At 61.5% G+C, this 12,572-nt stretch carries 12 protein-coding genes; 6 read left to right on the top strand and 6 right to left on the bottom strand.

Going from position 1 to position 12,572, the window contains the following annotated elements:
• Positions 1-27: 27 nt before the first annotated feature.
• Complete coding sequence (locus VGM61_RS07365; RefSeq protein ID WP_331522111.1) at positions 28-750, top strand: HAD family hydrolase; 723 nt, start codon at positions 28-30, stop codon at positions 748-750.
• On the opposite strand, the gene VGM61_RS07360 is transcribed toward VGM61_RS07365, so the two are convergent.
• A complete protein-coding gene (locus tag VGM61_RS07360) occupies positions 747-2,216 on the bottom strand; it encodes a GGDEF domain-containing protein (RefSeq protein ID WP_331522110.1) in 1,470 nt (489 codons plus the stop codon). The genes VGM61_RS07365 and VGM61_RS07360 overlap by 4 nt on opposite strands.
• A 100-nt stretch (positions 2,217-2,316) precedes the next feature.
• Positions 2,317-2,745: a putative toxin-antitoxin system toxin component, PIN family gene (locus VGM61_RS07355; RefSeq protein ID WP_331522109.1), complete on the bottom strand. Its 429-nt coding sequence runs from the start codon at positions 2,743-2,745 to the stop codon at positions 2,317-2,319.
• An 84-nt stretch (positions 2,746-2,829) separates the two neighbouring features.
• Between VGM61_RS07355 and msrB the strand changes: the two genes are divergently transcribed.
• From msrB to VGM61_RS07330, 5 genes are all read left to right on the top strand, one after another.
• Entirely contained in the window at positions 2,830-3,432 is a 603-nt protein-coding gene (gene msrB, locus VGM61_RS07350) for a peptide-methionine (R)-S-oxide reductase MsrB (protein ID WP_331522108.1), read from the top strand.
• A gap of 1,386 nt (positions 3,433-4,818) precedes the next feature.
• Positions 4,819-4,980: a hypothetical protein gene (locus VGM61_RS07345; protein WP_331522107.1), complete on the top strand. Its 162-nt coding sequence runs from the start codon at positions 4,819-4,821 to the stop codon at positions 4,978-4,980.
• Between the two features lie 18 nt (positions 4,981-4,998).
• Positions 4,999-5,295, top strand: a complete 297-nt coding sequence (locus VGM61_RS07340) for a hypothetical protein (protein ID WP_331522106.1) — start codon at positions 4,999-5,001, stop codon at positions 5,293-5,295.
• Positions 5,295-5,747: an ankyrin repeat domain-containing protein gene (locus tag VGM61_RS07335; RefSeq protein ID WP_331522105.1), complete on the top strand. Its 453-nt coding sequence runs from the start codon at positions 5,295-5,297 to the stop codon at positions 5,745-5,747. The genes VGM61_RS07340 and VGM61_RS07335 overlap by 1 nt, the downstream gene beginning before the upstream one ends.
• 303 nt (positions 5,748-6,050) lie before the next feature.
• Positions 6,051-7,238 carry an RHS repeat-associated core domain-containing protein gene (locus VGM61_RS07330; protein ID WP_331522103.1) on the top strand — a complete coding sequence of 396 codons (1,188 nt, stop codon included), beginning with the start codon at positions 6,051-6,053 and terminating at the stop codon, positions 7,236-7,238.
• Positions 7,239-8,149: 911 nt separating this feature from the next.
• Here the strand turns inward: VGM61_RS07330 and VGM61_RS07325 are convergent.
• The 4 genes from VGM61_RS07325 to VGM61_RS07310 form a co-directional block, all read right to left on the bottom strand.
• Positions 8,150-10,495: a carboxy terminal-processing peptidase gene (locus VGM61_RS07325; RefSeq protein ID WP_331522102.1), complete on the bottom strand. Its 2,346-nt coding sequence runs from the start codon at positions 10,493-10,495 to the stop codon at positions 8,150-8,152.
• Positions 10,496-10,525: 30 nt separating this feature from the next.
• Positions 10,526-11,524, bottom strand: coding sequence for a lipoyl synthase (gene lipA, locus VGM61_RS07320; protein ID WP_331522101.1), 999 nt, complete (start codon positions 11,522-11,524; stop codon positions 10,526-10,528).
• A 16-nt stretch (positions 11,525-11,540) separates the two neighbouring features.
• Entirely contained in the window at positions 11,541-12,209 is a 669-nt protein-coding gene (gene lipB, locus VGM61_RS07315; protein ID WP_331522100.1) for a lipoyl(octanoyl) transferase LipB, read from the bottom strand.
• Positions 12,210-12,278: 69 nt separating this feature from the next.
• Complete coding sequence (locus VGM61_RS07310; protein WP_331522099.1) at positions 12,279-12,563, bottom strand: DUF493 family protein; 285 nt, start codon at positions 12,561-12,563, stop codon at positions 12,279-12,281.
• Positions 12,564-12,572 lie beyond the last annotated feature (9 nt).

Below are 12,572 nucleotides of genomic sequence, written 5' to 3'. Positions count from 1 at the left end.
GCCCGGCTGGTGGAAGGAAGGTAAGAAATGATTGAACTGGTCGGTTTCGACGGCGACGACACCTTGTGGCGCAGCCAGGAATACTTCGAGATCGCCAGTGGCGCGTTCGAGGCCATCGTGGGCGAGTATGTGGACCTCACGGATCTTCGCCTGCACGAGCGTCTGCTGGCCATCGAACAAGCCAACATGGCGCGCTTCGGCTATGGCGCGAAGGGCATGACGCTGTCGATGATCGAGGCCGCCGTGCAGGTCACCGGCGAGCGCATCAGCGCACGCGACATCCACCGCATCGTGGCACTGGGCAAGGATGTCCTGGACCATCCGGTGGAACTGCTTCCAGGTATCCGCCAGGCGGTGGAGGCCGTTGCGCAGGGCCATCGCATTGTGCTGATCACCAAGGGCGATCTCTTCCACCAGGAACATAAGGTGGCCCACTCGAAGCTCGCCGACCTCTTCCATCGCATCGAGATCGTCTCAGAGAAGGATAACCGCGCCTACGCGCGTGTGCTGGGCGAGTTCAACCTCCCGCCTGGGCGTTTCGCCATGGTCGGAAATTCCCTGCGCTCGGACATCGCACCGGTGGTGGCGCTCGGTGGCTGGGGCGTATACATGCCCTACCACGTCACCTGGGCACACGAAGCGGATGCTTCCATCGGCGATGCCGGCCGGATGGTGGAAGTCGCCGACGCCACGGGTATTCCCGGCGCCGTGCGCACCCTGGAAGAACGCGCGCGGATGCAGGCGGGCTAGGCGGCGCTGGCCACCGCGTTGCGGCCGCTGGCCTTGGCGCGGTACAGCGCGTTGTCCGCCGCCTGAAGCAGGCTCAACGGCCCCGCCTCGGGCGACTCCACGCCCACGGCCACGCCGATGCTTACGGTGACCATGCCGTAAGGGCTTCCTTCATTTCGAATGCCCATCGATTGCACGGCTTCGCGCAATGCGTGCGCCAGCTGATGGGCCCCGGCCAGGGTGGTTGATGGTGCGACGAGTGCGAATTCCTCGCCGCCATAACGGGCCAGGAAATCCTCGCCACGGCCGATGCGTCCGGCGAGGGCCGATGCGACACGGCGCAGGCACTCGTCGCCTTCCACGTGCCCATAGCGGTCATTGAACTGCTTGAAGAAATCGATATCGATCATCAGCAGGGCAACCGGTTCATTGCGCTCGACGGTGCGATGCCATTCGGTGAGCAAGGTGGCGTCCAGCGCGCGGCGATTGGCAAGCTCGGTAAGGCCGTCACGGTAGGCCAGGCCCTCCAGGGTGGCCTGCCGCGCGGTCAGGCGCGATTCCACTTCCACCAGGCTCACCTGGGTCAGCGTGCTGCGCAGGCCTATGCCCAGTACCGCGGCGGCGCAGGCGGCTACGCCCAGCCCCGGGTGATGACGCATCACCATCAGTCCCAGCGCAAGCACGCTCATGGCCATGAAAACCGGGCTACCGCTTTGCACGAAGCGCACCAGGAACACCGGCGGCCGCCAGCGAACGCGGCCATGGCCTTCCCCGCGCCGGGCCGCCAGTAGCCAAGCCGCAAAGGGGATATCGAGCAAGATGTCCCACGACGATCCAAAATCGGGGTAATCGCCCAGCGCAACGAAATGGTTGTAGTAACCCACGACAACCGTGTAGCTGACGAAGAATATCGAGGCGGCGCGATAGAACGACGCTTCGCGCTGACGCTCGGAAGCGAGCAAACGCACGATGGCGATCACGGCCAGGAAGATATTCTCAAAATCCAGCATGGCGGCGATGGCCTCAGCCTCCGGCCGGCCCGCCGCACCTTCCATCGTCACCAGGGTAAACACCCGTACATAGAACAGGGTCGCCAGCATGCTGGCCAGTACCAGGTCGATGCCCAGCGCCCATCGCTTGCGCGCGGCCACCGGCGAGGATGACAGCGCCACCAGCGCCGGCACCACGTAGATGATGTAGAAGAACATGCTGTCGCCGGGCGCGGGGTTGGCGTTGTCCAGCACATAGCTTTGCCGGGCCGACAACGCCACGCCGCACAGCCACAACGCCATGGTCAGGGCCATCGCCAGCCAACGCGCATCCACCCGCCGCCCTGAGGTCAGGCCACGGTGCACGGCAGCGACACCCGCGGCCACGCCGAAGGCTCCAAAAAAGAAGTACGACAGGGCCATGCCGATCTCCGGCGCCACGCGCACGGAAACAGCATGAAGCACCAGCACGGCAAAGACGATCAGGTAGTCCCGCATCCGCCCTCCTCGCGCGCGCTGCGTTACGACAATGTTTCGCTAGCCATACAAAATTGATGCCAAAGGCTTTTTCCCCGGATTTGACCCGGTCGAAAGTCCCCTAGGGTTGCCATGCTTCCGGCAGCACGATGGCGAACCATGGACAGCGCGAAGCCAGCCGCAGCAGTTCGTTGTCCTTGGTCACCAGTGCGCTCGCACCCGCCGCCAGCGCTACTTCCAGGAACATCTGGTCGTCCGGATCGCGGCAGCGAGGCAAGGCTGTGCCGGCTTTGTCCTCCAGGGCGGGGAACGACAGGCGACCATCGTAGGCCGCCATCGCCTGCTGACGCCCTGCGTCGGTGATCGGCAGATCCGGGTAGGTAAGCACGCGCAGCCACTCAGCATGGCAATCGGCCCGGGATACAGCCTGCACACGGCCTTCGGCCAACGCCTGGGCCAGAACCTGGCAGCGCGGATCGCGAAAGAAGAACAGATCCAGGCAGACGTTGGTATCAAGCACCACGCGCGACGGGGATATTTGAGCGCTCATGGCATCAGGCTGAACGAAGGCACGTCGCTGCGCAATGGCTTTGCCGATCAGGCGGTCTCTTGAGTAAGTCAATGGAGAACACCCATGCCATCCAACCCCCGCCGCCGCTTCCTCGGCGCCGCTGCCGCCTTCACCGCCTTGGCCGCCCTGCCCGTCGGCCGCCTCCTGGCCGACGCCCTGTCGCCCGCCCCGGCGCCGTCAGGCGCCCCGCCCAGCGGCAAGCCGGCCAACGTCACCCTGGACTGCTTCGGCCCGGACAAGAAACCCCTCGGCACCTGCGTGGAGCCGAAGGTGGTGATGACCGACGAAGCCTGGAAAGCGAAGCTCTCGCCGCTCTCCTGGGAAGTCACGCGCCACGAAGGCACCGAACGGCCTTACACCGGCCCAGGCTGGGACCGCCACGACAATGGCTTGTACCGCTGCATCTGTTGCGACACGGCACTGTACGACTCCGCCACCAAGTTCGATTCAGGCACCGGCTGGCCCAGCTTCTGGCAACCCATCTCCAAACGGAACGTCGTGCAAAGCAGCGACACCAGCCTGTTCGAAGAGCGCACCGCCATATCGTGCGCCCGCTGCGATGCGCACCTGGGCCACGTGTTCGACGACGGCCCACGCCCGACTGGCCTGCGGTACTGCATGAACGCCGTGGCGATGAGGTTCGTGGCGGTTGGTGCGGCGAGTTGATTGACGGCTGAGGTAAGTACGACGGCTCGGCTGACGCCATCGCATTGTGCAGCGATGTGTTGACACGTCGCGATGCGCCTTCGCCGGCTGCCCCTCAGCGCGACGGGCTTCGCCGTCCCGACGGGGAGGGAGAGCCGCTGCGCGGCTAGTGTCTTATGGCTTCGCCCCGCCGGGACCGCACGGCCGGGTGGGGCTCCAGATGTCACGCTGAGGGGCAGCCGGCGAAGGTGCATGGCACGTGCCGGTTACTTGCACGTAGAGCGACATCGATGTGGCGTGCTTGCTGGAGCTGAAGGCCCTCCAACCATGAAGAGCCAGCAATTCGTTGAAGCCCGCACGCCCAATGGAATTTGCGTGCGACTTATGCGGCCAGAAGACGCGATGACGATGAACTAGGTTTCGGCGGCGTGAGCAAGCAACCGTGCTCGCTTGCGGGAGCCAGAACGGATCGGGCGAATGAACAAACCAGGCGTTGCACCCTCGCTGGAGCCAACGTCGCCAGGCGATCATTGACCCAAGCTACTTACGCGTGCCGAGCGTGTCCATTCGCCCCATGGCTCGTAGGCTTTAAACCCGCTTATGGGTGGGGTGGCGGGCGAGCCAGGATCGAAACCGAACGAAGACGGCCGGGCTTGCGCCCGCCTGGTCGCCCGCCGCAAGACGGAAAACCCGAGCCCCGCAGACGATGCTGCGGGGCCCGACTTCGTTCGGGTTTCGATACCCGGTTGCCAGTACCCCGGCAACCCGTGAATGATCCCGGTTATCGCGCGAAGAGTCTATGCGAATGGTCTTAAAGTTCCACCGGCACGAACATCCAACGATGCTCAACTTGTCGCAGCCACCGATCTGCCGATGGCACGATGTCGATGAAGAACGGCGAGCGGCTGATATGCGTTGAGAACCTCCGGGCTGGTTCTTGTCACTGCTCTCGGAATAGCGCGCTGTGCAGCGACAACCTATCTGCGGGGATGACCACACATTTGAGAAAACTTCCCCCTGACAGGATGACAGACAAGTAGGCCCACGGCAGGTCTAATCCCCGCCACGCGTGCATCGAGTCCTGATGGGAAGAAGTCATGGACGGCCGGCTGGTCTGCCGTTGGCCTTCCAGGCGCCGGATCCTTTTCAACAACTAAGACCCAGACCTTTGGTGTGTCAGATGTCAAGTCAATGGTATGGCAGTCCCTGAATCGAGCAGCCGCAATTGGAGCGGCTCAGCAGCCCCAGCCTTAGTAAACGGCCGTCGCTGTTTAGGCCTACAAGACAGTGGTATAGATAATGATCATTTATTTTTTCCTTGGATCCGTTTTATTAACGTTCTTATGCATATCTCTTTTTTTTACGCGATTCCTCTTGGGGGGAAAGCGATATGCAGAAAAGGGCACCATGGAGTACGAAAAGCTTACGTTGGGAAATCCTTTGGCGGCTCTCTTCATTGATCGTGTCCTGACTCGTCAAGGGCTTCAGCTCCGCAGCAGTATGGTCATCTCTATCGGTGCGATTTGGGCGCTGTGTTTTATCGTAGCGATCATCGTCACGAACGCTTGATACATCTGATAAACGTCTGTGTTCGACTTCGATCCTACGCCAAAGCAGTGGACTGACGATCAGGTAACAGGCCACAACGCCCGTAGCCAGCTCACCCAGCTGACCGGCGGCGGCACCGCCACCGCGTGGCGTTACGACGGTATCGGCCGCCTCGCCAACGCTCAGGTGAACTACACAATCGGCCCATCTTTCCCATCTGATGTCGCCGGCCAAGCCGAATTTTGGCGTCAAGCCCTTGGAGGGAGTGTCATCAATATCCCAACGGGATCGACATCAATTCCGGGCGGCTTAAATCAATTCAATCCAGGTGGCTGATGCATATGTTCGCCCCGATCTTGGTCGTGCTTTTAGCAGCAGGCTGTTCCAGCGCTGATAACTTTCGCGCGGACTTATTCGAGCGCGTTAACGCAGGTGATATTAACGGCGTAAAAAAAATTGTCGCTGCTCATCCAGAAGCAAAGGATGAGTACCTGAATGATGGCTGGACTGCGTTAACTGTATCGGCAAGGATTGGAAAAATAGATGTTGTGAATCTGCTTCTTGAGGAAGGAGCTTCTGCCAATCGGCTTGAAGGCGGCGGAAATTCGCCGTTATTTTGGGCTATTTATTATAGCCACGAGGATGTTGTAGCCACCCTTCTTAAATCTGGCGCTAGGGTTCACAACGAATGCGATACGTGCGAAGACCTTGTTTTGTTAGCGAAGAGAAAAAACAACGAGCACATTCTGAAACTTCTTATTGAAGCGGAGGGGGATCGTTCGAAATAAGGGGTCGTAGCCAATTAACGTTTAATTTGTTGATATGTCCGCTCAATCACAAACCGACGAGCAACATTCGTGGGCAATTTCCAGAATCCGGCATTACTAAAAACTGCTCGAATGCACTGGCGCGACTTTATACCGGTATGGATTTTCCCCATTGAATTATTTTTAAGGAGGCTCCATTGCCGACTATCTAGGCTATCAAAAACTATTTTTTTGGGGTCGCGTTCCCGCTATTTTTTTGAGTTTTAGCTGAGCTTACGGTCCTTGGATGAGACATCAATTAAGTTATTCACACGCAATATTCTGGTGTATCAGCATCCCATTTGTTATCTGGTCTATCGTTGTTTTTGCTCATCTTGCCGTCGTAAATTCGCTGTGCGGTCGCGACTGAAGAACGCGCTGAGCGTTATTCGTAGAAGCCGAAAATGCGGCCATGATTGCTTTGGTAAGCTTGAAGCGTGGCGTTACGACGGCATCGGCCGCCTCGCCAACGCTCAGGTGAACTACAAGGTCACACACGCCTACCTGTGGGATGCCACCGGCAACCGCCTGAGCTATACCGGCCCCGCTGGCACGGTCGACTACACCTACCCCGCCGACAGCCATCGCCTCCTGGCCATCGGCACCGACGAACGCCGTTATGACGAAGCTGGCCACACCGTCGCCACCGAAAACCGCCAGTTCAGCTACAACGCGCAAGGCCGGCTGACCGACGTCACCGTCGGCGTGCTGAGCCTTGCCCGCTACTCCTACAACGGCCGCGGCGAACGCGTGCTGCGCACGGATGAAACAGGCAGCACCGTCAGCCTGTACGACGATGCCGGCCACTGGATCGGTGACTACGATGCACAGGGCCACGCCAAGCAACAGGTGATCTGGCTCGACGATCTCCCGATCGCGCTGCTCGCCAATGGCACCGTCTACGACATCCGCCCCGACCACCTGGGTACGCCGCGGGCGGTGATCGATCGCACGTCAAAACGCGCCGTGTGGACGTGGAATGCCCACGGTGAGGCCTTCGGCAATGACGCGCCCAACGAGGGCCCGGATGGCGACGGCGTCCGTTTCGTGTTTGACATACGCTTTCCGGGCCAGCGTTACGACGCGGCGACCGGCATGAACTACAACTACTTTCGAGATTACGATCCAAAGTCGGGCCGGTACGTGCAGAGCGATCCGATCGGGCTTCAGGGAGGGCTGAATACATACACTTATGCTACCGGCGATGCGCTCAACAGCATTGATCCGTCAGGTCTTGACGCACTGGTCATTGCTGGCGGACATATCACGGGTAGTTTTAATATCTTCGGGCATGTAGCTAACGCAGTAACAGGTGCTGGCGTGTTCTCTTATGGAAACGGCACGCCGCTCGGTAGTGACGTACAGGCGTACTTGCAGAAGGAGGTTCAAAAACGCAACCAACTGGTGACTTTCATTCCATCGTCATCCAAGATGATCAAATGCTCGCTTACTACGCCGCACATCCCGGAATGAATAGCGTAGGTTTCTTCGACAATTGCGCCGTACGCACCAGTGGTGCGTTGAGCGCGGGTCGTATAGCTACGAAGGGCAGTCCCTTTCCCGGTGGATTGTCTCGGGATACGGGCAACCTTCCTGGTGCGCAACAGTTCTTCGTGCCAAAGGGTGGTCCGATCCCAACCCAACTCCTGAACCTTTTGCCAGCCTTCCAGCGGAAAAGATGATGAAACTCAAAATATCATCCGTTGTGGCCAGCATCTTCGTTTTGGTTCCAGTTCTCTACCTCGCCTCTTGTGGTGCGATATCGAAATACAGAACCTGGGGGTTTGAGCGGGTGAAGATCGGAAATACCGAAACAGAAATCATCGAAGCCATGGGTACACCGACCGACATTGAGACCAGAGACGGTCCTCAACTCATCTGGTACGCCCATAGTTCGTGCGAGCTTCCGTGTGCAAAACGATTGTGGTACCCCAATCGCTTGAGCTTGGCTGGAGAAGCCTGGGGAATCGAACTCGACTCTTCGGGTCGGGTTATACACACCGTCTATATTATTTCGCCGTAGAGTGACGGCGCACGCCTCTCGGCGAGCCAGGTTTCCCCTACACGAACCTCAGCGCTCCCAGAGTCGCCGGGTGCCACCCTTGCCGCGACTTCTGCAGCCGAGCGCAGGCGGGCGGACAAGGCCGCGCAGCGGTGCCGGCCATGGATGGCCGGCATTTTTCGCTGAGGCAGAAGGCCGATTCGAAAAACCCCGCCCGACTGTGCGGTCCTGGAGGGCGAAGCCATAGAACATGAGCCGCGTAGCGGCTCTCCTCCCCTCCAGGACGGCGAAGCCGTCACGGCAAGGGTGGCACCCGGCGACTCTTTCGAGGCGCTCGAGTGCCAAAACGCAATGGCGAAGCCGAGCTCGCCCTGGCGTCCGATCAGTGCGGATTCTGCGCCGTCGGCGACGGCGGCTGGGGTGCTGCGGCGTCGGTGTTCATACCCTTGCCTGCGTAGGGCAGCACGATGGCTGCCAGGCGCGTGTCGGCTTTGATCAGCTGGACTTCGTCGGCCACGATGTGGGCGGTTTCGTCCAGCTGAGGGTCCTTGGCTTTCTTGGCGTCTTTCTCGGCCTGCAGTTCGCTCTTGAGGCTGCGCTCGTTCGCTTGCAGGCCATCGTCGGCGGTGTCGGCCGGATCGTCGTCGTCACTGCCCTTGCCGGTGGCGACGTCACCGGGCTTGCCGGTACCGCCGTCGATGGCCTTGTGGCGCGCGCGGAAGTCGGCCTGCATGGCGTCCATCTGCTTCCGTTCCACTTCGCGCTGGGCGTAGTTGAGCGAGACTTCGGTCTTGTCGCGGGCTTTGCGGTACGCGGCGAGCTCATCGAGCATCAGCTTCCAGGCCGGCGACTTCGCCGTGCGTGCATCGTGCTTTGCCTGCAGCGGCGCCACCAGGGGCTTCAGGTCGGCTACGGCCTTGTAGTTGGCCGGTGCGATCTGTGTCCAGGGCAGTGCGTTGTCGTAAGTTGATTCGCCGAAGTCCTTCGCGTCGCCGTTTTGTGGGAACTGGATCTCCGGCGTGACGCCGCGCAGCTGCGTGCTGCCGCCGTTGATGCGGAAGAACTGGGCGATGGTCATCTTCAGTTCGCCGTACTTGGCCGATTCCGAGGCCTGGCCAAAGCGGTCGAGGTCCACCAGGTTCTGCACGGTGCCCTTGCCGAAGGTGGGCTCGCCGATGATCAGGCCGCGGCCGTAGTCCTGGATGGCGGCAGCGAAGATCTCCGACGCCGAGGCCGAGCCGCGGTTCACCAGCACGGCCAGCGGGCCATCCCAACTCATGCCGACCTGGTCGTCACCCTGCACTTCCACCTGGCCGCGCGCATCGCGCACCTGCACCACCGGGCCCTGGTCGATGAAGAGGCCGGTGAGTTCATTGGCCTCCGACAGCGAACCGCCACCGTTGTTGCGCAGATCCACCACCACGGCTTCGACCTTCTCGGCCTTCAGTTCACCAAGGAGCTTGGCGACGTCGCGGGTGGCGCTCTTGAAGTTGCTGTCGCCTTCGCGACGGGCGCCGAAATCCTGGTAGAACGTGGGCAGGTCGATCACGCCGACCTTGTGGTCGACATCACCATCTTTCCACTCCACGATCTTCTTCTTCGCTGCCTGTTCTTCCATGGTCACCTTTTTGCGTACCAGGGTGACCAGCTTGTGCTTACCGTCCATGCCGACGTCCGCCGGCAGGACTTCCAGGCGCACGGTGGTGTCCTTCTTGCCGCGGATCAGCTTCACCACGTCGTCCTGGCGCCAGCCGACCACATCCACCATCGGGCCGGCCGTGCCCTGGCCGATGGCAACGATGCGGTCGCCCACCGATATCTGGCCGGACTTAGCCGCCGGGCCGGCCGGGACGAGTTCGCGGATCATGGTGTAGTCGTCACGGCCCTGCAGCACCGCGCCGATGCCCTCAAGCGAGAGCTTCATGGCGATGTCGAAATTCTCCGCCGCGCGGGGACCTAAGTAGTCCGTATGCGGATCGGTGGATTCGGCGTAGGCCGTCATGAAGGTCTGGAAGGCGTCTTCCTGGTCGAGCTGGCGCACGCGGTCGATGTAGTTCGCGTAGCGCTTGTCCAGCGTCTTGCGAATCTCATCGTCGCTCTTGCCGGCGAGCTTCAGGCGCATCCAGTCATTCATGGTGCGCCGGCGCCACAGGTCGTCGAGCTCGGCCTGGTCTTTGGGCCACGCAGCCTTCTTGCGGTCGTAGTTGTAGCTCTCGTTACCGTTGAAGTCGAAGCCCTTCTTCAGCAGGCCGCGCGCATAGTTCATGCGGTCGAGCGCGCGCGTAAGGTACAGGTTGAACACGCTGAAGGGCGCGGAAAGATCCTGGTTCCACACCGCATCGTCGAACTGCGTTTTCAGCGGTTCGAACTTGGCCATGTCTTCCTGGGTGAAGAACACCTTTTCGCTATCTAGCGCGTCGAAGTAGGCCTTGTAGATCTTCGCCGACATCGCGTCGTCGAGCGGCTGGGCCTGGTAGTGGAAGCGCGTAAGGAATCGCGCCGACAGCTGGGCGGCCTGGGCTTCGGTGGGATTCCACTTCAGCGGAAGCTCGGAAACCTTGCGTTTGGCCACCGGCGAGGTGGCAGCCTCGGAGGCATCCTGTTGCTGGTTCGCAGCCGGCGCCTGGGTGGCCGGCGTATTGGCGGGCTTGGCCTGGGGAGCGGCCTGGGCATGGAGGCCGGCGACCGACAGGGCCAGCAGCAGGGCGAACGCGGGGCGGAGAGTCATATCAGTGGATTCGCCTGGAGTTGCGTGTGTTTATTCGACGACACCGGCGGCGTGCGCCTGCAGGTCGGCATGGTAGGAGGAGCGCACCAGCGGTCCGGAGGCGACATGGTCAAAACCCATCGCCTCGCCGGCCTCGCGCAGTGCTTCGAATTCGTCCGGCGTCCAATAGCGGACCACCGGGTGGTGGTGCGCCGTCGGCTGCAGGTACTGGCCAATGGTGATCATGTTGACGTCATGGGCGCGTAGATCGCGCATGGTCTCGAGCACCTGTTCGTGGGTTTCACCCAGGCCCAGCATGATGCCGGACTTGGTGGGCACATCCGGATGCTGGGCCTTGAACTGCTTGAGCAGGTCCAGCGACCACTGGTAGTCGGCGCCCGGGCGCACCTCGCGGTAGAGGTGAGGCACGGTTTCCAGGTTGTGGTTGAACACATCCGGCGGGTAGTCCTTGAGGACTTCCAGCGCGCGCTCCATGCGGCCCTTGCCGCGGAAATCCGGGGTGAGGATCTCGATGCGGATGTCCGGGCTGGCATGGCGCGTAGCGCGGATGCAGGCAGCGAAGTGCGAGGCACCGCCGTCGCGCAGGTCGTCGCGGTCGACCGAGGTGATCACCACATAACGCAGGCGCATGTCGGCGATGGTCTGGGCCAGGCGCGCCGGTTCCAGTGGATCGGGCGGCTGCGGGCGGCCATGGGCGACATCGCAGAACGAGCAACGGCGGGTGCAGACCTCCCCCAGGATCATGAATGTGGCCGTGCCCTTGGAGAAACACTCATGGATGTTCGGGCATGAGGCTTCCTCGCACACGGTGACAAGCGAGTTTTCACGCAGGCGGGCTTTCAGCTGCTGCACGGCATTGCCCTGCGGCAGGCGCACACGGATCCAGCTTGGCTTGCGCAAGGTCGGGACGGTGCTATCGAAACCCGCGCGGTTGAGCGCGATCTTGTCGTTGCCGAGCATTTTTTCGCCGGGCTTGTCGACAACCGCGATGGGAATGGACTTCAAGGGGGACGTGGACACTTGGCTCATGGCTGCTCTAGGGCTTTCAGACCGCGACGCGGGCCGGGAGTTCGGGGAGGTGGGGATCGGCTTGCACGGGGTGGAAATCAAACTGCTGGCAGAATTCTTCTACCAGGGTATTTTCCACTTCCGCGAGGGACGACGGTCCACCCAAGTCTAGCACCTGCGTGACCTCCAAGCCCTTGTAGCCGCAGGGGTTGATGCGGTGGTAGGGGGAGAGATCCATGTTCACGTTGAAGGCCAGGCCGTGGAAGCTGCAGCCCCGGCGCACGCGCAGACCCAGTGCGGCCACCTTGGCCCCGGCCACGTACACCCCGGGGGCGCCCTCTACCCGCTCGGCCACGATGTTCCAGTGGCCCATGGTGTCGATCAGGGCCTGTTCGATGCGGTTCACCAATTCCCGCACGCCCACGCCGGAACGGCGCAGGTCGATCATGGGATAGGCCACGATCTGACCCGGACCGTGGTAAGTCACCTGGCCGCCGCGGTCCACTGGCACCACCGGAATATCACCCGGGGCAAGTACGTGTTCCATCTTGCCGGCCTGGCCCAGGGTAAACACCGGATCGTGCTCAAGAAGCCACAGTTCATCCGGGGTGTCTTCGGTACGGTTGTCGGTGAAGGCGCTCATCGCCTTCCAGCTGGCCTCGTACGGGACGCGGCCGAGCCGACGGATGTTCAGCGGAAGGGACATGGCAGGCCGGAATTAAACGCAATGCCGGCAATCTGCGGGTTCGGGGCCGCGTTCGCAAGCCCCGCGGAGCTAGAGAGTGAAACGAATTTCCTCGTGGGCGCGCAGCACCTCGTGGGCGCGGTCGTAGTCTTCCCGGGTCTTGCACAGGAAGCGGACCGTGACCGAGGTGTAGGTGCCGGCGCTTGACTGCCGCGAGGAAACCGTTTCATGCAGCACTTCAAGGCCAAGACCCTGCAGCAATTCGGGGACCAGGGTCTCCAGGTGGGCGGCGGCGTTGCCCATCGCGGTGATCTCGAACTCGCCGGGGAACTGGAAGCCCTGCCCCTCGGCCGGTTGGATGTCGTTGATCTGCATCGCCTTGCC

It is taken from the genome of Pinirhizobacter sp., from assembly GCF_036499745.1.
Lineage (GTDB): Bacteria > Pseudomonadota > Gammaproteobacteria > Xanthomonadales > Rhodanobacteraceae > Pinirhizobacter.
This window is presented reverse-complemented; position numbering and strand designations above follow the sequence as displayed.